Annotated in this window: 18 protein-coding genes; 12 read left to right on the top strand and 6 right to left on the bottom strand. The window is 69.9% G+C overall.

Annotated elements, in window-relative coordinates; all coding sequences use genetic code 11:
- Window positions 1-78 precede the first annotated feature (78 nt).
- On the top strand, window positions 79-1,560 hold the full coding sequence (gene gatB, locus I5731_RS04315; protein ID WP_197310116.1) for an Asp-tRNA(Asn)/Glu-tRNA(Gln) amidotransferase subunit GatB: 1,482 nt from the start codon (window positions 79-81) through the stop codon (window positions 1,558-1,560).
- 160 nt (window positions 1,561-1,720) lie between these two features.
- Here the strand turns inward: gatB and I5731_RS04310 are convergent, their stop codons facing one another.
- Window positions 1,721-2,110, bottom strand: coding sequence for a gamma-butyrobetaine hydroxylase-like domain-containing protein (locus tag I5731_RS04310; RefSeq protein WP_197310115.1), 390 nt, complete (start codon window positions 2,108-2,110; stop codon window positions 1,721-1,723).
- Between the two features lie 190 nt (window positions 2,111-2,300).
- Between I5731_RS04310 and moaA the strand changes: the two genes are divergently transcribed.
- From moaA to I5731_RS04270, 8 genes are all read left to right on the top strand, one after another.
- On the top strand, window positions 2,301-3,344 hold the full coding sequence (gene moaA, locus I5731_RS04305) for a GTP 3',8-cyclase MoaA (RefSeq protein WP_197310114.1): 1,044 nt from the start codon (window positions 2,301-2,303) through the stop codon (window positions 3,342-3,344).
- A 162-nt stretch (window positions 3,345-3,506) separates the two neighbouring features.
- Window positions 3,507-4,424 (top strand): DMT family transporter, encoded by a 918-nt coding sequence (locus I5731_RS04300; RefSeq protein WP_197310113.1) that lies wholly within the window; start codon window positions 3,507-3,509, stop codon window positions 4,422-4,424.
- A 158-nt stretch (window positions 4,425-4,582) separates the two neighbouring features.
- On the top strand, window positions 4,583-5,236 hold the full coding sequence (gene mobA, locus I5731_RS04295) for a molybdenum cofactor guanylyltransferase MobA (RefSeq protein WP_197310112.1): 654 nt from the start codon (window positions 4,583-4,585) through the stop codon (window positions 5,234-5,236).
- Window positions 5,233-6,540 carry a molybdopterin molybdotransferase MoeA gene (locus I5731_RS04290; protein WP_328838131.1) on the top strand — a complete coding sequence of 436 codons (1,308 nt, stop codon included), beginning with the start codon at window positions 5,233-5,235 and terminating at the stop codon, window positions 6,538-6,540. The genes mobA and I5731_RS04290 overlap by 4 nt, the downstream gene beginning before the upstream one ends.
- 268 nt (window positions 6,541-6,808) lie before the next feature.
- Window positions 6,809-7,588, top strand: coding sequence for an ABC transporter substrate-binding protein (locus tag I5731_RS04285; RefSeq protein WP_197310111.1), 780 nt, complete (start codon window positions 6,809-6,811; stop codon window positions 7,586-7,588).
- Window positions 7,589-7,721: 133 nt separating this feature from the next.
- Window positions 7,722-8,432: an ABC transporter permease gene (locus tag I5731_RS04280; protein ID WP_197310110.1), complete on the top strand. Its 711-nt coding sequence runs from the start codon at window positions 7,722-7,724 to the stop codon at window positions 8,430-8,432.
- Entirely contained in the window at window positions 8,429-9,262 is an 834-nt protein-coding gene (locus tag I5731_RS04275; RefSeq protein ID WP_197310109.1) for an ABC transporter permease, read from the top strand. The genes I5731_RS04280 and I5731_RS04275 overlap by 4 nt, the downstream gene beginning before the upstream one ends.
- 47 nt (window positions 9,263-9,309) lie before the next feature.
- Complete coding sequence (locus I5731_RS04270; protein WP_197310108.1) at window positions 9,310-9,918, top strand: LysE family translocator; 609 nt, start codon at window positions 9,310-9,312, stop codon at window positions 9,916-9,918.
- A 15-nt stretch (window positions 9,919-9,933) separates the two neighbouring features.
- On the opposite strand, the gene I5731_RS04265 is transcribed toward I5731_RS04270, so the two are convergent.
- The 5 genes from I5731_RS04265 to hutC form a co-directional block, all read right to left on the bottom strand.
- Entirely contained in the window at window positions 9,934-10,884 is a 951-nt protein-coding gene (locus tag I5731_RS04265; RefSeq protein ID WP_197310107.1) for a glutaminase, read from the bottom strand.
- A 27-nt stretch (window positions 10,885-10,911) separates the two neighbouring features.
- The gene (locus tag I5731_RS04260; protein WP_197310106.1) at window positions 10,912-12,540 is read right to left on the bottom strand and encodes a CTP synthase; all 1,629 of its coding nucleotides are present in this window, start codon (window positions 12,538-12,540) and stop codon (window positions 10,912-10,914) included.
- 168 nt (window positions 12,541-12,708) lie between these two features.
- The gene (gene secG / locus I5731_RS04255; protein WP_197310105.1) at window positions 12,709-13,224 is read right to left on the bottom strand and encodes a preprotein translocase subunit SecG; all 516 of its coding nucleotides are present in this window, start codon (window positions 13,222-13,224) and stop codon (window positions 12,709-12,711) included.
- A gap of 362 nt (window positions 13,225-13,586) precedes the next feature.
- On the bottom strand, window positions 13,587-14,360 hold the full coding sequence (tpiA, locus tag I5731_RS04250) for a triose-phosphate isomerase (protein WP_197310104.1): 774 nt from the start codon (window positions 14,358-14,360) through the stop codon (window positions 13,587-13,589).
- Window positions 14,361-15,523: 1,163 nt separating this feature from the next.
- Window positions 15,524-16,267, bottom strand: a complete 744-nt coding sequence (hutC, locus tag I5731_RS04245) for a histidine utilization repressor (RefSeq protein ID WP_197310103.1) — start codon at window positions 16,265-16,267, stop codon at window positions 15,524-15,526.
- A 221-nt stretch (window positions 16,268-16,488) separates the two neighbouring features.
- Between hutC and I5731_RS04240 the strand changes: the two genes are divergently transcribed.
- The 3 genes from I5731_RS04240 (at window position 16,489) to mazG (ending at window position 19,150) form a co-directional block, all read left to right on the top strand.
- Entirely contained in the window at window positions 16,489-17,034 is a 546-nt protein-coding gene (locus tag I5731_RS04240) for a hypothetical protein (RefSeq protein ID WP_197310102.1), read from the top strand.
- 178 nt (window positions 17,035-17,212) lie between these two features.
- A complete protein-coding gene (locus I5731_RS04235) occupies window positions 17,213-18,199 on the top strand; it encodes an ABC transporter substrate-binding protein (RefSeq protein WP_197310101.1) in 987 nt (328 codons plus the stop codon).
- Window positions 18,200-18,322: 123 nt separating this feature from the next.
- Window positions 18,323-19,150 carry a nucleoside triphosphate pyrophosphohydrolase gene (mazG, locus tag I5731_RS04230; RefSeq protein WP_197310100.1) on the top strand — a complete coding sequence of 276 codons (828 nt, stop codon included), beginning with the start codon at window positions 18,323-18,325 and terminating at the stop codon, window positions 19,148-19,150.
- Window positions 19,151-19,364 lie beyond the last annotated feature (214 nt).

Below are 19,364 nucleotides of genomic sequence, written 5' to 3'. Positions count from 1 at the left end.
GTTCTCGCCCTTGACGGCGCGGCGCTGCCCGGCCCATTGAAGGCGCAACGCATCCCGTCAACGACGAGACCGAGACCCATGACCTTCGCCTATCGCGAACCCGATCCGAAGAAGCTGATTTCCGGCGCCACCGGCGACTGGGAGGTCGTCATCGGCATGGAGGTGCATGCGCAGGTCACGTCGAAGTCGAAGCTGTTCTCCGGGGCGAGCGCCGAATACGGCGGCGCGCCGAACGCCCACGTCAGCCTCGTCGACGCGGCGATGCCGGGCATGCTGCCGGTGATCAACGCCGAGTGCGTCGCGCAGGCGATCCGCACCGGGCTCGGCCTCAAGGCCCAGATCAACCTTCGCAGCGTCTTCGACCGCAAGAACTACTTCTATCCGGACCTGCCGCAGGGCTACCAGATCAGCCAGTTCAAGCAGCCGATCGTCGGCGAGGGCACCGTCATCCTCGACATGCCGAACGGCGAGACCGTCGAGGTCGGCGTCGAGCGGCTGCATCTTGAGCAGGACGCCGGCAAGTCGATCCACGACCAGCACCCGACCATGTCCTTCGTCGACCTCAACCGGTCCGGCGTCGCGCTGATGGAAATCGTCTCGAAGCCGGATCTGCGCTGCTCCGACGAGGCGAAGGCCTATCTCGCCAAGCTGCGCACCATCCTGCGCTACCTCGGCACCTGCGACGGCAACATGGAGGAAGGCTCCATGCGCGCCGACATCAACGTCTCGGTGCGCCGGCCGGGCGCCGAGCTCGGCACGCGCTGCGAGATCAAGAACGTCAACTCGATCCGCTTCGCCGGCCAGGCGATCGAATACGAGGCGCGCCGCCAAATTGGCATCATCGAGGACGGCGGCAAGATCGCGCAGGAGACCCGCCTGTTCGACCCGCGCGAGGGCGTCACCCGCTCGATGCGCTCGAAGGAAGAGGCGCACGACTACCGCTATTTCCCCGACCCCGACCTGTTGCCGCTCGAATTCGACCAGGCCTACGTCGACAGCCTCGCGAGCGCCCTGCCGGAACTCCCCGACGACAAGACGGCCCGCTTCATCCGCGACTACGGCGTGACGCCCTACGACGCGATGGTGCTGACGCTGGAGCGCGCCTCGGCCGACTTCTTCGAGAAGGTGGCCAAGGGCCGCGACGCCAAGGCGGCGGCGAACTGGGTGATCAACGAGTTCTTCGGCCGCCTCAACAAGGAAGGCAAGGAGATCGACGCCAGCCCGATGTCCGCCGACCAGCTCGGCGCCATCGTCGACCTGATCGCCGACGAGACCATCTCGGGCAAGATCGCGAAGGACCTGTTCGAGATCGTCTGGACCGAGGGCGGCGACCCGCGCGAGCTGGTCGAGAGCCGCGGCATGCGCCAGGTCACCGACACCGGCGCGATCGAAACCGCCGTCGACGCGGTGATCGCGGCCAACCCCGACAAGGTCGAGCAGGCGAAGGCGAAGCCGACCATGGCCGGCTGGTTCGTCGGCCAGGTCATGAAGCAGACCGGCGGCAAGGCCAACCCGCAGGCGGTGAATGTGATCGTGAAGGCGAAGCTCGGGATCGAGTGAGGGGCAGATCTTTCTCCCCTCGCGGGAGAAGGTGGCCGCGCAGCGGCCGGATGAGGGGGCGCGGCATCGCCGCAGAGCCTCATCGTTGCGGAAGCGCTGCACCCCTCATCCGCCCTTCGGGCACCTTCTCCCACAGGGGGAGAAGGGAATTGCCGACGCCCTACCCCCGCTTCTTCGGATCCCGGCTCAAGCCCTTCGTCGCGAGTTCTTCCAGATACGCGTGCCACAGCCGCTCGCGGTCGGTGCCGAGCTTGTGCAGGTAGTCCCAGGTGAACAGCCCGGTGTCGTGCATGTCGTCGAAGCGCACGCGCACCGCGTAGGTGCCGATCGGCTCGAGGGCGATGATGGTAACGTCGCGCTTGCCCGGCACGGTCTGCTTCTGGTCCGGCCCGTGCCCCTGCACTTCGGCCGAGGGCGAGCAGACGCGCAGGTATTCGGCGGCGAGGTCGAAGCGGGCGCCGTCGTCGAAGGTGACGGACAGCGTGCGCTTGTCCTTGCCGAGGCGGATCTCCGTCGGCCAGTGAATGCTCTCGTGCGGGCTCTCAGCCATCCGTCGCTCCTGTCTTCGCCGTGTCCCCGTGGCCTAGGGCACGCCGCGCGCGGCGGCAAGCCCGTCGCGCCACATCGCAATTCCGTCATCGCCGCGGGCATCGCTTGAGAAGGCGCCCGGCAACCACTACCTTTCCGAAAACGACCAGCGGCCACAACGTGCGGACAGCCGCGGCAATCGGGAGCAGGGCATGGGTTTCGAAGACAGGCTGCCGCTGACGGCCGATCCGGGCAAGGCGGCGCCGCTGATCGATCCGTTCGCCCGCGCCATCACCTACCTGCGCGTCTCCGTCACGGACCGCTGCGATTTCCGCTGCGTCTACTGCATGGCGGAAGACATGACCTTCCTGCCCAAGCGCGACATCCTCACCCTCGAGGAGCTCGACCGCCTGTGCAGCGCCTTCGTCGCGCGCGGCGTCCGGCGCCTGCGCATCACCGGCGGCGAGCCGCTGGTGCGCAAGAACATCATGAGCCTGTTCCACGGCCTGTCGCGCCACTTCGAGACCGGCGCGCTCGACGAGCTGACGCTGACCACCAACGGCTCGCAGCTCGCCCGCTATGCCGCCGAGCTCGCCAGCGCCGGCGTGCGCCGGGTCAACGTCTCGATCGACACGCTCGACGCGGAAAAATTCCGCCGCATCACCCGCTGGGGCGATCTCGCCAAGGTGCTTGAAGGCGTCGCCGCGGCGAAGGCCGCCGGGCTCGGCGTCAAGATCAACGCCGTGGCGCTGAAAAATCTCAACGAACACGAGATCGAGGAGATGCTGCGCTGGGCGCACGGCGAGGGCCACGACCTCACCCTGATCGAGACCATGCCGCTCGGCGACATCGAGGGCGACCGCACCGACCAGTATCTGCCGCTCGACCTCGTCCGCCGCCGCCTCGCAGAGCGCTTCACGCTGACCGAGATCCCCTACAAGACCGGCGGCCCGGCCCGCTACGTCCGCGTCGAGGAAACCGGCGGCCGGCTCGGCTTCATCACGCCGCTGACCCACAATTTCTGCGAAAGCTGCAACCGCGTCCGCGTCACCTGCACCGGCACCCTCTACATGTGTCTCGGCCAGGAAGACGCCGCCGATCTCCGCGCCGCACTGCGCGCCTCGGAGAGCGACGAGGCGCTAGGCCGGGCGATCGAGGAGGCGATCTCGCGCAAGCCCAAGGGCCACGACTTCGTCATCGACCGCCGCCGCCAGGCGCCATCGGTCGGCCGGCATATGTCGGTGACCGGCGGCTGAGACCGTCCCTGGGTCATGCCTGTCCCGAAATTTTATCGTTTGCTCAAGAACGACCTCGGGTCTATCTAGGGCCGTCGCCGACCGGCCTCCGGCCCGCCCGCGATGCGGCAACGGGTCCGGCGATTCCGGACCACTCCGCGGCAGATCGATCTCCCGGGTCCCATGTCCACGCTTCGCGAAACGCTCCGCGGCATCATCGCGATGCTGGTCGCGAGCGCCGCATTCATCGCCAACGACACCTTTGCCAAGCTCGCGAGCGAGGATCTCGGCCTCGGCCAGATCATGCTGGTGCGCGGCCTGATCGCCTCCGTGGTCGTGCTGACCATCGCGGGGCTCAGCGGCGCCTTCACCCATTGGCGCCAGCACGTCTCCGCCCTGCTCGCCTGGCGCACGCTCGGCGAGGTGCTGGCGACGCTGCTCTACCTCGTCGCCCTCTTCAACATGCCGATCGCCAACTCGACCGCGATCATGCAGGCGGTGCCGCTGGTGATGACGGCGGCCGGTGCGATCTTCCTGAAGGAGGTCGTCGGCTGGCGGCGCTGGGCGGCGGTGCTGGTCGGCTTTGCCGGCATCCTGCTGATCGTGCGCCCCGGTCCGGAGGGCTTCAACATCTACGCCGTCATCGCGCTCGCCGCGATGTTCGCCGTGGCGCTGCGCGACCTGCTCACCCGGCGGATGGCGCTCACCGTGCCGACGCTGTTCGTCGCTTCGGTCACCATCGTGACGGTGACGATCGTCGGCGGCGTCCTGGCGGTCGCCGAGACGGCGCAAGGCTTGCCGATGGTGGCGATGACCATGCACCACTTCGTGCTGCTCGCCGCCGCGGCCGCCTGTGTCATCGTCGCCTACGTGCTGATCGTGGTGGCGATGCGCAACGGCGAGGTCGCGACCGTGGCGCAGTTCCGCTACGCGCAGGTGCTGTGGGCGATCGTCGCCGGCTTCCTGATCTGGGGCCAGATCCCCGACATGCCGACGCTGATCGGCATCGCCATCGTCGTCTGCACCGGAATTTATACCGTGCACCGCGAACGCGTCCGCGCGCGGGATCATCTGCGCGCCGCGGCCAACCCGGCGCCGTAACCTCCGCGACGATCCGTCCATCCTCTCGCCCGATCGGCCGCGCCGGCTTGCGATCGGAACCGGGAGCGCCTAATCCGGATTCCACGTTTGGCACCTGCGGCAGCGCACCGCCGGCCGCGACGGGAGACGACGATGGGCAAGGCTGTGGGATCGCCGGCATGCTGACGGTGGCGGCGCCCGCCGCCCCGGTCGCCGGCTGCATCCTCGCCGGCGGACGCTCGCAGCGCATGGGCGGCGGCGACAAGGCGCTGCTGCCGCTCGGCGGCCGCCCACTCGTCGCCCATGTCGCCGACCGGCTGGCGCCGCAGGTCGGCGCCCTCGTCCTCAACGCCAACGGCGACCCGGCCCGCTTTGCCTTCCTCGGCCTCGCCGTCGTCGCCGACGGCGTTCCGGATCATCCGGGCCCCCTCGCCGGCATCCTCGCCGGCCTCGACCATGCCGCGGGCCTGAGTGACCGGCCCCGCGCACTCGTCACCGTCGCCGCCGACACCCCGTTCCTGCCCGCCGATTTCGTCGCCCGCCTCGTCGCCGCCAGTGAGGGCTATGCCCGCGCCGTGCTGGCGCGCTCTGCGACCGGCGTTCACCCGGTCTGCGCCCTCTGGCCGCTCGGCTGCGCCGCGGCACTCCGCGCCTTCCTCGGAGGCGGTCGCCGCAAGGTACTGGCCTTCGCCGATGAGGTCGGCGCCGCCGAGGCGGCGTTCCCGGAGGGGCGCATCGGCGCCGAGCCCGTCGACCCGTTCTTCAACATCAACCGCCCCGAGGATCTCGCCGCCGCCGAGCGCTTCGCCACCAGCCGCGAGGCCGCATCGTGAGCGCCCCGGACCTGCCCCGCTTCGACGTCGACGACTGCTTCCGCACCGGCGAGCCGTCGCTGCGCCACGACGAGGCCGTCGCGCTGATTCTCGCCCGCACCGCCGCGGTCACCGGCACCGAGCGGGTCGCGGTCGCCGCGGCCGGCGGGCGCGTGCTCGCCGAAACCGTCGCCGCCCCGCGCGACGTGCCGATGACCGACACCGCCGCCGTCGACGGCTGGGCATTCCGCGCCGCCGATCTGGGCGGCGACGGCGGTGCTCTCCCCATCTCCGGCCACATCTCCGCCGGCCCCGCGCGCGAGGCGCCGATCGCGCCGGGAACGGCGGTGCGCATCTTCACCGGCGCGCCGATGCCGCCCGGCGCCGACACCGTCGCCATGCAGGAGCACTGCATGTCGGAGACGCTCGCCGGCGCCCCCGCCGTCCGCCTGCCGGCCGGGCTGCGACCGGGCGCCAACCGCCGCCGCGCCGGCGAGGATGTCGCCGCGGGCACGCTGGTGCTTCGCGCCGGCACGCGCCTCAGGCCGCAGGACCTCGCCTCGCTCGGCTCCATCGGCCGCGCCGAGATTACCGTCGTGCGGCCGCTGCGCGTCGCCCTCGTCTCGACCGGCGACGAGATCGTCCGCCCGGGCGAGCCGATTCGCCCCGGGCAGGTCTATGATTCGAACCACCTGATCCTGACCGCGCTGCTCGCCGGCAGCGGCCTCGAGCTCGCCGACCACGGCGTGCTGCCCGACGACGAGGCCGTCGTCCGCCGCGTCATCGCCGGACTTAGCCAGAGCCACGACCTCATCGTTTCGACCGGGGGCACCAGCCGCGGCGAGGGCGACCACATCGCCGCCGCCGTCGCAGCGCTCGGCCGTCGCCACCTCTGGCATCTCGCGGTGAAGCCCGGCCGGCCGCTGGCGCTCGGCCAGATCGGCGGCTGCCTGTTCCTCGGCCTGCCCGGCAATCCGGTGGCGGTGTTCGTCACCGCCCTGCTCTACGGCCAGCCGCTGCTCGCCCGCCTGTCGGGCGCCGCCTGGCGCCCGCCGACGCGGTTTCCGCTGCCCGCCGGCTTCGACGCCCCGGCGCGCAAGACCGGCCGGCGCGAATTCCTGCGCGGCATCCTCGAGACCGGCCCGGACGGCCGGCTGCAGGCCGGCAAGTACGGCCGCGACGGCTCGGGCCTGATCAGCGGGCTGCGCGCCGCCGACGGACTGGTCGAGATCGGCGAGGACGTGCCGCACATCGCGCGCGGTGACCTCGTCGACTTCATCCCCTTCACCGAGTTCGGGATTTCGCCCCGCTCCGAGCCCGGCTGAGGCGTCGCCCTGCCCTTGTTCTGGCGCGGAATTCATCCTGCCGTCCGCTGTTGCATCCGGGGTGCAAGCCGTATCATGATGACAGCGGGACGACGCGCTCCACGCCGCGCACCGAACCCGAACGAAAACGAAGGGAACAGCTTCCGGCCACGGCTCGCCGCCCGATGTCGCCCGCTGGGGTGGCACGTTGGCGGCGGTCTCCCGCGCCGGAACCTGCCAACCGGACACCCGCATGCCCCTTCGGGCATGACATGCGACAGGGGCTGACATGAGCTTTTTCAAGCGTATCGCGCTCGCCGCGGCCGTGACCGTCATCGCGGTCGGCGGCGCCGCCGCGCAGGAGCCGGCGAAGATCCGCATCGGCACCGAAGGCGCCTATCCGCCCTTCAACTTCCTCGACGCGTCCGGCGAGCTGAAGGGCTTCGACGTCGACATCGCCAAGGCGCTCTGCACCGCGATGCAGGCCGAGTGCGAGTTCGTCGTGCAGGACTGGGACGGCATGATCCCCGCCCTGCAGGCCGGCAAGTTCGACGCGATCATCGCGTCGATGTCGATCACCGAGGAGCGCCTCAAGCAGGTCGACTTCACCTCGAAGTACTACAACACCCCGCCGGCGATCGCCGTGCCGAAGGATTCCACCCTCGCCGGCGTCACGCCGGAAGAGCTCGGCAGCCTCCAGCTCGGCGCGCAGTCGTCGACGACGCACTCGAACTACGCCGAGGAGAAGTTCCCCGACGCGGCGCTGAAGCTCTATCCGACCGCGGAGGAGTACAAGCTCGACCTCGCCAGCGGCCGCATCGACGCGGCGATCGACGACGTCGTCGTGCTCAGCGAGTGGCTGGCGACCGAGGAAGGCGCCTGCTGCAAGATCCTCGGCACGCTGACGCCCGACCCGGCGATCAACGGCCCGGGCGCCGGCATCGCCATCCGCCAGGGCGAGACCGAGCTGAAGGCAAAGTTCGACGCCGCGATCGAGGCGATCCGCGCCGACGGCACCTACAAGACGATCAACGACGCCTACTTCCAGTTCGACGTCTACGGCGGCTGACCGCCCGCCCGACCCCGCTGCGCCGGCCGCCCCTCGCGGCCGGCGCGGTTCGTCCGGCCCGAGATCCGGCCCGGCGCCTGCCCGTTTTCGCTGCATCGGCCCTCCGGCCACGACCACCTTCGAAAGACAGCCGATGGGCGAACTCTGGTCGCTGCTCTCCTACGGCCCCGACGGCTGGGGCGACGAAATCCTCGCCGGCACCTTCGTCACCGTCAGCCTCGCCCTCGCCACCCTGCCGATCGGCCTCGTGCTCGGCTTCCTGCTGGCGCTCGCGAAGAACTCGCCGGAGCCGTCGCTGCGCGCCGCCGCGAACATCTACACCACCGTGTTCCGCGGCCTGCCCGAACTGCTGACGCTGTTCCTCGTCTATTTCGGCGGCCAGATGCTGCTGCAGGCGATCCTCGCTGCGCTCGGCCTGCCGCCCGTCGAGGTGAACTCCTTCGTCGCCGGCATGATCGCGCTGAGCCTGGTGTTCTCGTCCTATTCCAGCGAGGTCTTCCTCTCGGCCTTCAAGGGCATCACCTCGGGCCAGTATGAGGGCGCCGGCGCGCTCGGGCTGTCGCGGGCGCAGACGATGCGCCTCGTCATCCTGCCGCAGCTCGTGCGCCTCGCCCTGCCGGGTCTCTCGAACCTCTGGCTGATCCTGATGAAGGAAACCTCGCTCGTCTCCGTCATCGGCCTTGCCGACGTCCTGCGCGAGACCGGCGTCGCCGCCCGCGTCACGCGCGAGGCGTTCTTCTTCTTCGCCGTCGCCTGCTCGATCTACCTCGTGCTCTCGATCATCTCGTCGGTCGGCATCGGCCGGCTCGAGGCCTGGGCGCGGCGCGGGGATTTCAGCCGATGAGCGACACCACCCTGCCCCCGCCGCCGGCGCCCGCCCGCCGCTGGACCACCGCCCGCATCGCCGGCCACGGTTTCATGGGGTTCTGGATCCTGCTCGCCGGCGTGATCGGCTGGGCCATCTTCGGCGACTGGGACTCGGGCTTCCTCGTCCAGTACGCGCCGCGCTACCTCAACGGCCTGACGACGACGCTGCAACTCGTCGGCCTCGCGATGCTGTTCGGGGCGCTGCTGTCGCTGCCGATCACCTGGGCGCGGCTCTCCAGCAACCGGCTGGTCGGGGCGCTCGCCTTCGGTTGGGTGTATTTCTTCCGCGGCACGCCGCTGCTCGCCCAGACCTTCCTCGTCTACTACGGCGCCGGCACCTTCCGCGCCGAGTTCGAGGCGCTCGGCCTCTGGCCGTTCTTCCGCGACGCCTTCTTTTGCGCGGTGTTCACCTTCTCGCTCAACACCTCGGCCTATCAGGCGGAAATCCTTGCCGGCTCGATCCGCAACGTCGCCCGCGGCCAGCGCGAGGCCGCCGCCGCCCTCGGCCTGTCGCGCTACGTCACCATGCGGAAGATCGTCCTGCCGCAAGCCTTCATCGTCTCGCTGCGCCCCTACGGCAACGAGATCATCCTGATGATCAAGGGCTCGGCGATCGCCTCGATCGTCACCGTGTTCGACCTGATGGGCGAAACCCGCCGCATCTTCTCGCGCACCTTCGATTTCGAGGCCTACTTCTGGGCTGCCGTGCTCTACCTCGTGATGGTCGAGCTGATTCGCCGGCTGTGGGACCGCATCGAGCGCCACCTGACGCAGCACCTCGTCCGGCGGACGGACAACGAGGCCTGACCACCGCGGCGCGCGCCGGCCGGCGGGCGAAAGACGGAGGGCCGGCGATGTCGTGGCTGGAGTTTCTCGTCCTCTGCATCGTCGTCGAGGTGACGCCCGGCCCCAACATGGGCTACCTCACCAGCCTGTCGCTGGCGAAGGGCCGCCGCGCCGGGCTGCTGACCGTCGCCGGCGTCGCGGCCGGCCTTTCGGTCCACGCCGTCGCCGCCGCCTTCGGCCTCGGCTACCTCGTCGCCGCCTCGCCGATCGTCTACGAGACCCTGCGCTGGGGCGGCATCGCCTTCCTCGTCTACCTCGCGATCGACGGCTGGCGCGAGGCCGGGTCAGGCGGCGCCGACGCCCCCGAGGCGAAGGCCGGCCGCCACTTCCTGCGCGGCTTCGTCACCAACGTGCTGAACCCGAAGTCGGTGCTGTTCTTCGTCACCGTGGTGCCGCGCTTCGTCGATCCGGCCGACCCGCAGCCGGTGCTGCGCCTCGCGCTGCTCGGCGCGACCTATGTGACGGTCGCGACCGCCGTGCACACCGCCCTGGTCCTTGCCGCCAGCACCGGCGAGCGCCTGCTCAGCGCCTCGCCGCGCCGCGTCCTCGTCCAGCGCCTGCTCGCCCTGTCGCTGATCCCGATCGCCGTCTGGCTGGCGTTCGGCACCGCGCGCTGAGGCGAGGATCCGCGGTCAACGCCCGCCGAATACCGTCCAGCCCGTCCGCTGCACCAGCTTTTCCAGCACGAGACTGCCGACCAGCGAGTTGCCGGTGGCGTCGAGCCCCGGCGACCACACCGCGACCGTGCCGACGCCCGGCACCACCGCGACGATGCCGCCGCCGACGCCGCTCTTTGCCGGCAGGCCGATGCGATAGGCGAAGTCGCCCGAGGCGTCGTACATACCCGACGTCATCATCAACGCATTGATGCGCCGCGCCCGCTGCGCCGAGACGATGCGCCGGCCGCCGACCGGGTCGCGGCCGTCGGCGGCGAGGAACAGGCAGGCGCGCGCGAGCTGGCGGCAGCTCATCGCGATGGCGCACTGGTGGAAATAGACGCCGAGCACGCGGTCGGGCGTCTCGACCAGATTGCCGTGCGCTTTCAGGAAATACGCGAGCGCGAAGTTGCGGTTGCCGGTCGCCTTCTCCGACTGCGCCACCGCCTTGTCGACGACGATGCTCTCGTCGCCCGCAAGGAAGCGCAGGAAGGTCACAGTTTCGGCGATGGTCTCCTTCGGCTCGTGGCCGGCGAGGAGGACGTCGGAGACGACGATGGCGCCGGCGTTGATGAAGGGATTGCGCGGAATGCCCTGCTCTTGCTCGAGCTGGACGATCGAGTTGAAGGCGTTGCCCGACGGTTCGCGCCCGACGCGGCGCCACAGCACGTCGCCGATCTTGCCGAGCGCCAGCGTCAGGTTGAAGACCTTGGAGATGCTCTGGATCGAGAAGGTCTCGCCCACGGCGCCAACCTCGGCGGTCCGCCCGTCGAGGAAGGCGACGCTGACGGCGAAGCCTTCGGGATCGACGCCGGCGAGTTCGGGGATGTAGCTCGCGACCTTGCCGACGCGCCGGAGCGCCAGCGTCTCCTCGGCGATCTCGCCGAGGATCACCTTGATCGCCGCCGGGTCGATCGCCGCCGCCATCGCTGTCCCCGCTTTCCGATCACCGCCTCAGACGAGGCGGCTGCGCTCCACCGCGGCTTCGATGAAGCTCGCGAACAGCGGATGCGGCTCGAACGGGCGTGACTTCAGCTCGGGATGATACTGCACGCCGATGAACCAGGGATGGTTCTCGAGTTCGATCGTCTCCGGCAGCACCCCGTCGGGCGAGAGCCCGGCAAAACGCATGCCCTGCGCCTCCAGCCGCTCGCGGTACTCGATGTTGACCTCGTAGCGGTGGCGATGGCGCTCGGAGATCCGCTCGGACCCGTAGATCTCCGCGATGCGCGAGCCCTCGCTGAGGCAGGCCTCATAGGCGCCGAGCCGCAGCGTGCCGCCGAGGTCGCCGGTCAGCGTGCGCTTCTCCAGCATGTTGCCCTTCAGCCACTCGGTCATCAGGCCGACGACGGGCTCCGAGGTCGGGCCGAACTCGGTGGAGTTGGCGTGGTCGATGCCGCCGAGATTGCGCGCCGCCTCGATCACCGCCATCTGCATGCCGAAGCAGATGCCGAAGTACGGCACGTCGCGCCTGCGCGCGAAGCCCGCCGCCGCGATCTTGCCCTCGGCGCCGCGCTCGCCGAAGCCGCCGGGCACCAGGATGCCGGCAACGTGCTCGAGATAGGGCGCGGGATCTTCCTTCTCGAAGACCTCGCTCTCGATCCACTCGATGTTGACCTTGACCTTGTTGACGATGCCGCCGTGCACCAGCGCCTCGATCAGCGACTTGTAGGCGTCTTTCAGGCCCGTGTACTTGCCGACGACGGCGATCGTGACCTCGCCTTCCGGGTTGCGGATGTTGTCGGCGATGGTGCGCCACTTCTCGAGGTTCGGCTGCGGTACGCCCTCGATACCGAAGGCGGCGAGCACTTCGGCGTCGAGCCCGGCCTCGTGATAGGCGATCGGCACCTCGTAGATCGACTTCACGTCGAGGCCCGGGATCACCGCGCTTTCGCGCACGTTGCAGAACAGCGACAGCTTGCGCCGCTCGCCCGGTGGAATCGGCCGGTCGCAGCGCACCAGCAGGATGTCCGGCTGGATGCCGATCGAGCGCAGCTCCTTCACCGAGTGCTGCGTCGGCTTGGTCTTCAGCTCGCCGGCGCTCGGGATGTACGGCATCAGTGTCAGGTGGACGTAGATCGCGTGCTGGCGCGGCAACTCGTTGCCGAGCTGGCGGATCGCCTCGAGGAAAGGCATCGCCTCGATGTCGCCGACCGTGCCGCCGATCTCGCACAGCACGAAGTCGTAGTCCTCGTTGCCGCCGAGGATGAATTCCTTGATCGCGTCGGTGACGTGCGGAATCACCTGCACCGTGCCGCCGAGATAGTCGCCGCGGCGTTCGCGGGCGATGATGTCCTGGTAGATGCGGCCGGTGGTGATGTTGTCCTGCTTGTTGGCGGGACGCCCCGTGAAGCGCTCGTAGTGGCCGAGGTCGAGGTCGGTCTCCGCGCCGTCGTCGGTCACGAAGACCTCGCCGTGCTGCGTCGGCGACATCGTGCCGGGGTCGACGTTGAGATAGGGGTCGAGCTTGCGCAGCCGGCAGCGATAGCCGCGCGCCTGCAGGAGGGCCCCGATGGCGGCTGACGTGAGGCCCTTGCCGAGTGAGGAAACCACGCCGCCGGTGATGAAGATGTACCGCGCCATGGGAGACCAACCTAGCTCTGCCGGATCGATTCGTCAGCGGTGACGAACCGTCTCCTCAAACAAAAACAGGGAGCCGCTCCCCGGCCGGTCGGGCCGGAGAACCACTCGCTGGGCGAAGCCCGGCGCCGCGGGGGCGCCGGACGAATGTCGGCTATGCGCCGGTGGGCCTCAAGGCGCCGGCGGGGTCGTCGGGGCGGCCGGGGCCGGCACGGACGGCGTGACGTCGGGCGTCGCGGGGGTGGCGGCCGGCGGAGCCTGGGTCGCCGGGGCTGGAGCGGCCGGCGCCTCGGTCGCCGGAGCCTCGCTGGCCGGCGCCTGGGCACCCGGGGCCGGCGCGGCGGGCGTCTGGGCGCCCGGCCGCTGCAGCTGATTCAGGATGCCCTCGCCATCACCCGAGAGGTTCGGCAGGCCCGCGGGGGCCGGCGCCGCACCGGGCACGCCGTCGAAGATCGACGCCGGGCCGCCCATGTAGCGCGGCAGCAGGGTGAGCGCGATCGACGTGAGGAAGAACAGCGCCGCGAGGATGGCGGTCGCCCGCGTCAGCACGTTGGCCGAGCCGCGGCTCGACATGAAGCCGCCACCGCCGCCGATGCCGAGCGCACCGCCTTCCGAGCGCTGCAGCAGCACGACGCCGACGAGGGCGATGACCACCATCAGGTGGATGACGAGGATGACCGTCTGCATGGACCAGCAAAAACCTCTGGAGCCCGGCCCGACCGGCCGGGAGCGCCCGGCCGGCGCACCCGGACGGAATGAACCGGCTCACGGCAAGGAAAACAACCGGCGGCGTTGTACACGATCGCCTCCGCGCTTTCCACCCCGCTCCGCGCAACGCTTCCTGCCGTTTCGCGGGGCGGCGAAGGGCCGGAAGGCAGGGCGCGAGGGGGACCGGCGGAGGGGATCAGGCGAAGATGTCTCCCGGCGGCGCGGAACGTCGCCCGGAACTCATGATATGGGCGTTTGCCGCGCGCATTGCGAGGGCGAATTCCGCCACGGTCCGCAGGGACTGCGACGATCCCCCCGGCAGCGTCCGCCGGGCGCCGTCGTCAGGCCGCGGTCAGCGACCGGTAGGCGCCGGCGATGCCGAGGAAGTCGGCCGCCTTGAGGCTGGCGCCGCCGACCAGCGCGCCGTCGACATGGGGAATCGCCATCAGCTCCGCCGCATTGCCGGGCTTCACCGAGCCACCGTAGAGGATGCGGATCACCTCGCCCTCGGCGCCGAAGCGGTGCACCAGCCGGTCGCGGATGAAGGCGTGCACGGTGGCGACGTCCTCGGCCGTCGGCGTGCGGCCGGTGCCGATCGCCCACACCGGCTCGTAGGCGACGACGACGTTCGCCGCCGTCGCGCCCACGGGAAGCGAGCCGGTGAGCTGGCGCCCGACGACGTCGAGCGTCACGCCGCGGTCGCGCTCGTCCAGCGTCTCGCCGATGCAGATCACGGCAATGAGCCCCGCCCGCCGCGCCGCCAGCGCCTTGGCGCAGACGTCGGCGTCGGTCTCGTCGTGGTCGGTGCGCCGCTCCGAATGGCCGACGATCACCGCGCCCGCCCCGGCATCCGCCAGCATCTCGGCCGAGATATCGCCGGTATGGGCGCCCGAGGCCGCCGCATGGCAGTCCTGCCCACCCACGATCACCCCCGTCTCCGCGGCCGCCGTGGCAAAGGCGGCGAGCAGCGTCGCCGGCGGAAACACCGCGAGATCGATGGCGCCCGCGAGGCTCGCGTCATAACCGGCGAGGATCGCCCTGAACTCGGCGGCCGAGGCGGCCAGTCCATTCATCTTCCAGTTTCCGGCCACGAGCGGGCGAATGGAGGGGGTCATCGGCGATCTTTCTTCTCGGTTCGTCGGGCGACGCGAAGTCGCAAGCCGCATAGCAGATTTTGGCGATGCCGGGAAAGCGGCGCCTGGGACGGATGGGCGGCAGGACCGCGACGCGGCCGGAGGACACCGGTCGTCCCGCCTCGCTCGCCTCTCGGTCGTCATCCCCGCGAAAGCGGGGATCCAACTCTCCGCGAGGGCCGGGACGCAGAGAGGCATAGCGCCCGCCGCCCGATGAAACCCTCCGGCAACACCAGACCGATGCGACAGTTCTCCCCCAGCCGACAGTTGGATCCCCGCTTTCGCGGGGATGACGGCCGTGGAGGGGAAGAGTTGCCTCAATGATTCTCCCCCGGCGGACGGTTGGATCTCGGCATTGGCGGGGACGACGGCAAGACCGCGGCGAGGCCGGAGGACGCCGGTCGTCCCGCCTCTCTCGCCTCTCGGGCGTCATCCCCGCGAAAGCGGGGATCCAACTCGCCGCGAGGGCGGAGACGCGGAGAGGCATAGCGCCCGCCGCCCGGTCATCCCTCCTCTCTCGCTTCTCAGTCGTCATCCCCGCGAAAGCGGGGATCCAACTCTCCGCGAGGGCGGAGACGCAGAGAGGCATAGCGCCCGCCGCCCGGCGCCCCCCCGGCAACACCAGACCGATCCGACAGTTCTCCCCCAGCCGACAGTTGGATCCCCGCTTTCGCGGGGATGACGGCCGTGGAGGGGAAGGAGTTCCCTCAATGATTCTCCCCCGGCGGACGGTTCGATCCCCGCATTGGCGGCGGACGACGGCAAGACCGCGGCGAGGCCGGAGGACACCGGTCGCCTCTCCTCGCTCGCCTCGCGGTCGTCATCCCCGCGAAAGCGGGGATCCAACTCTCCGCGAGGGCGGAGACGCAGAGAGGCATAGCGCCCGCCCCGGTGCCCCCCGGCAACACCAGACCGATCCGACAGTTCGCCCCCAGTCGACAGTTGGATCCCCGCTTTCGCGGGGATGACGTCCTTGGGAGGGATGACGTTCCGGGAGGGGGTGACGTCCATGGAGGCACTGACAGTCGGCAAGAAGCGGGCGTTTAGACGAGGGCGCGGGCAGTCCCTCGCCTGCTCCCTCTCAGCCGACATCCCCGCATTCGCGGAGATAACGACCGTGGAGAAGGGCAAGACGGCACCCAGCCCTACCCCGCCCGCGTCCCCGTCAGATACCGGCTCCCCAGCGCGTAGCGGCTGCCCACATAGGTCAGACGATTCACCGTCGCCACCGTCGCGCCGCTCCAGGTTCGCCGGTGCAGCAGCAGGCAGGGGTCGCCCGGGGGAACGGCGAGTTCCGCCGCCATCGCCGCGTCCGCCGCCACGGCGGTGATGACGTGCTCGACTTCGGTCAGCGGGGCCTGGCTCTGCAGGTAGTCGAAGGTGGTGCGGGTCGAGAAATCCTGGGCGGCGTAGCCGGGCACCAGTGCCGGGTTGACGAAGCGCTCCTCGCGCTGCACCGGCATGTCGTTCTCGAAGTGGACCACGACCGAGTGATAGAGCGGCCGCCGGCTGGTCATCTCGAAGCCGAGCATCAGTTCGGTCGAGGCCGTCACCGTCTCGAGCCGCAGCACCTTCGAGCGGTGCGCGTGACCACGGGCGCGGATCTCGGCGGCGATGTCGTTGATCTCGACCAGCGCCGACTGCGGCCGCGGAACCGCGACGAAGGTGCCGACGCCCTGGATACGCCGGAGCAGGCCGGCGGCGGTGAGTTCGCGCAGCGCCCGGTGCACGGTCATCCGCGAGACGCCGAGCTGGGCGACGAGGTCGTTTTCGGACGGCAGCCGCGTGTCGGTGGTCCAATGGCCGGCCTCGATGTTGCGGCGGATGTAGTCCTTCACCTTTTCGTAGAGCGGCCCGGCCTGCTCGGAGAGCCCACTGTCCAAGGTCATCGTCCGCGTCCCCGCTCGTCCCCGCGCCCGGCTGGCGCCGGCCTGTATGGACAAGGCCATACAACATCCCGGCCGCGCGATTTCAACCGTTCCGCCACGGCTGCCGGAGCGTGGCGGGTCGCCGCATGGTCCGGTTGTCCCGCGCGCACGTAGTGAGTTGCGACCACAACAGCCGGCCGCGACGTTTGCGCGCCGAAGACCGGCCGCACGGGAGGATCACGATGCGGAAGATCATGGCATGGGCGCCGAGTGCCGGCGCAGCGGCGCTCGCCGTCGGTATTCTTCTCGGCAGCGGCGCAGCGGCAAGGGCGGACTGCTTCTCGGCCTGCATCGCGGCCGATCCGGTGGTGAGCCAGGACCATTTCAAGATGGCCGACGGCGTGCGCGCCTGCCGCGACATGTGCACCTCGGAGGCGCTCGACGGGTTGCGCAAGGCCGGGCTCTACGAGGCCTATGCCGCCTGCACGCCGCGCCCGCTCACCCGCGACGAATTCCGCGCCGTGCGCGCCGCCAGCGCCTCGTGGCGCCAGCAGCTCAACATCTTCACCTGGGAGGTGCGCAACATCTTCCCCGACAAGCTGCTGACCGGCATCGAGGTCGCGACCCAGGATCTCAACCTCTCCACCGTCTCGGTGACGGCGGCCTCCGTGATCCCGCCGGATTCGACCGGCACCTTCGTGGTGCCCGACTTCTTCGACGGCTATCCGGCCGTGCGCTACGCGACGAAGGTGGCGACGATCACCGCCTGCGACCTGCCGAAGCCCTGAGCCAGCCGGTACGGCCAAGTGGGCGGGGCCGGAGGTGACGGGACGTGACGTTTTGTTAAGGTGCGCGTCCGCGCGCCGCGATCTAGCGTTGGCCCCAAAGGCACCGCTGGGGCGTGCCGCACCAATCAAAGACAAACAACGAACGCCGGCGATCAGCCGGCGCCGGGAGGAAGGTTTCATGATCGCGAGGAAACTGATCGTCGCCGCGGCCGCCGCCGCCGTGCTGCTCACGGCGGGCGCCGCGTCCGCCGCCGACAAGATCCGCGTCGGCGTGCTGAAGTTCGGCACGGTGAACTGGGAGATGGACGTCATCAAGGCGCACGGCCTCGACGCCAAGCACGGCTTCGAGCTGGAGCTCGCCGAAGTCGCCAACAACGAGGCGACCAAGATCGGCCTGCAGGGCGGCGACATGGACGTGATCGTCAGCGACTGGCTGTGGGTCACGCGCCAGCGCGCCTCCGGCGACGACCTCACCTTCGTGCCGTTCTCCTCGGCCGTCGGCGCGCTGATGGTGCCCGCCGATTCCGGCGCGGCGACGCTCGCCGATCTCAAGGGCAAGCGGATCGGCGTCGCCGGGGGCCCGCTCGACAAGAACTGGCTGATGATCCAGGCCGTCGCCAAGAAGGACTTCGGCATCGATCTCGCGAAAGACGCCGAGCCGCAGTACGGCGCCCCGCCGCTGCTGTCGGAAAAGTTCGAGCAGGGTGAACTCGACGCGGTGCTGAGCTTCTGGAACTTCAGCGCCAAGCTGGAAGCCAAGGGCTACAAGCGCCTGATCACGGGCGAGGAAGCCGCGACCGCGCTCGGCGCCGGCGGCAACAACGCCCCGATCGGCTACGTCTTCCACGACAAGTTCGCCGCCGAGCACGAAGCCGCGATGAAGGGCTTCGTCGCCGCCTCGCGCGAGGCTAAGGAGATCATGAAGACCTCCGACGAGGAGTGGGTCCGCCTCACCCCGCAGGTGCGCCCGGCCAACGACGCCGAACTCGCCGTGCTGCGCGACCGTTTCCGCGAAGGCATCCCGACCGCGTCGCTGGAGCAGGAAATCGACAACGCCCGCCGGGTGTTCAAGCTGATGGCCGAACTCGGCGGCGCCGATCTCGTCGGCGACTCGACCGAACTCACCGACGGCACCTACTGGCCAGGCCAGGCGAGCGCGATGTGACGGGATAGGGATCGCCGCCACGCGGCGCCCTCCGGATCGACAGACCACGAGGGGCGGCGGGCGCGGTTGCGCTGCGCCGCCCCCTCTGCTCAAGTGCCGCCCGTTCTCAACCACGGGCGAGCCATGCAGCACGGACGCGACATCGACGATCTTCTCGCCATCATGGCAGCGCTGCGCGACCCCGACCACGGCTGCCCGTGGGACGTCGAACAGGACTTCGCGTCGATCGCCCCCTACACCATCGAGGAAGCCTACGAAGTCGCCGACGCCATCGCGCGCGGCGACCTCGACGACCTGCGCGACGAGCTCGGCGACCTGCTGCTGCAGGTGGTCTTCCACGCCCGCATGGCCGAGGAAGCCGGCAACTTCGCCTTTGCCGACGTCGTCGAGGCGATCACCGCAAAGATGATCCGCCGCCATCCGCACGTTTTTGGCGACGAGGACGCCCGCTCCGCCGGCATGGCGAAGGGCGCCTGGAACCGCATCAAGGCTGCCGAAAAGGCCGCCCGCCGGGCGCGCCGCGCCGAACGCGGCCTGCCGGACGACACCGGCCCGGGCTTGCTCGGCGAGGTCGCCGCCGCCCAGTCCGCCCTGCCCCGCGCCGTCAAGCTGCAGGCAAAAGCCGCCACCGTCGGCTTCGACTGGGGCGACCCCAAGCTGGTGATCGCCAAGATCCGCGAGGAACTCGACGAACTCGAAGCCGAGATCGACGCCGGCAGCGACCGCACCACGATCGCCGGCGAACTCGGCGACGTCCTGTTCGCCTTCGCCAACCTCGCCCGCCACCTCGACGTCGACCCCGACATGGCCCTGCGCCTCACCAACGAGAAGTTCGTCCGCCGTTTCGGCTACATCGAACGCGCGCTGGCCGCGGCCGGCCGCAGCCCCGCCGAGGCGAGCCTCGACGAGATGGAAGCGCTGTGGCAGCAGGCGAAGGTGGCGGCGGAGTAGGCGGGGGTTGGAGTGAGGAGAGGCCGCGCCCCCTCATCCGGCCTTCGGCCACCTTCTCCCGCGAGGGGAGAAGGAATTAGGCGGAGCCTTGCTCAAATCCGCATCGATTTCAAATAGATACGGCGCAATCTTGATTCAGTATTCGCCGCAAATCCCCTTCTCCCCTCGCGGGAGAAGGTGCCCGAAGGGCGGATGAGGGGGCAACAGCCCCTCC

Origin of the sequence: Methylobrevis albus (assembly GCF_015904235.1) — a bacterium.
Lineage (GTDB): Bacteria > Pseudomonadota > Alphaproteobacteria > Rhizobiales > Pleomorphomonadaceae > Methylobrevis_A > Methylobrevis_A albus.
The sequence above is the reverse complement of the archived record's forward strand: the minus strand, read 5'-3'. Positions and strand labels throughout refer to the sequence as shown.

Bases quoted from the DNA above. Each gene is read 5' to 3' on its own strand.
- gatB (WP_197310116.1), top strand. From the start codon at position 79: ATGACCTTCGCCTATCGCGAACCCGATCCGAAGAAGCTGATTTCCGGC.
- I5731_RS04310 (WP_197310115.1), bottom strand. From the start codon at position 2,110: ATGGCTGAGAGCCCGCACGAGAGCATTCACTGGCCGACGGAGATCCGC.
- moaA (WP_197310114.1), top strand. From the start codon at position 2,301: ATGGGTTTCGAAGACAGGCTGCCGCTGACGGCCGATCCGGGCAAGGCG.
- I5731_RS04300 (WP_197310113.1), top strand. From the start codon at position 3,507: ATGTCCACGCTTCGCGAAACGCTCCGCGGCATCATCGCGATGCTGGTC.
- mobA (WP_197310112.1), top strand. From the start codon at position 4,583: ATGCTGACGGTGGCGGCGCCCGCCGCCCCGGTCGCCGGCTGCATCCTC.
- I5731_RS04285 (WP_197310111.1), top strand. From the start codon at position 6,809: ATGAGCTTTTTCAAGCGTATCGCGCTCGCCGCGGCCGTGACCGTCATC.
- I5731_RS04280 (WP_197310110.1), top strand. From the start codon at position 7,722: ATGGGCGAACTCTGGTCGCTGCTCTCCTACGGCCCCGACGGCTGGGGC.
- I5731_RS04275 (WP_197310109.1), top strand. From the start codon at position 8,429: ATGAGCGACACCACCCTGCCCCCGCCGCCGGCGCCCGCCCGCCGCTGG.
- I5731_RS04270 (WP_197310108.1), top strand. From the start codon at position 9,310: ATGTCGTGGCTGGAGTTTCTCGTCCTCTGCATCGTCGTCGAGGTGACG.
- I5731_RS04265 (WP_197310107.1), bottom strand. From the start codon at position 10,884: ATGGCGGCGGCGATCGACCCGGCGGCGATCAAGGTGATCCTCGGCGAG.
- I5731_RS04260 (WP_197310106.1), bottom strand. From the start codon at position 12,540: ATGGCGCGGTACATCTTCATCACCGGCGGCGTGGTTTCCTCACTCGGC.
- secG (WP_197310105.1), bottom strand. From the start codon at position 13,224: ATGCAGACGGTCATCCTCGTCATCCACCTGATGGTGGTCATCGCCCTC.
- tpiA (WP_197310104.1), bottom strand. From the start codon at position 14,360: ATGACCCCCTCCATTCGCCCGCTCGTGGCCGGAAACTGGAAGATGAAT.
- hutC (WP_197310103.1), bottom strand. From the start codon at position 16,267: ATGACCTTGGACAGTGGGCTCTCCGAGCAGGCCGGGCCGCTCTACGAA.
- I5731_RS04240 (WP_197310102.1), top strand. From the start codon at position 16,489: ATGCGGAAGATCATGGCATGGGCGCCGAGTGCCGGCGCAGCGGCGCTC.
- I5731_RS04235 (WP_197310101.1), top strand. From the start codon at position 17,213: ATGATCGCGAGGAAACTGATCGTCGCCGCGGCCGCCGCCGCCGTGCTG.
- mazG (WP_197310100.1), top strand. From the start codon at position 18,323: ATGCAGCACGGACGCGACATCGACGATCTTCTCGCCATCATGGCAGCG.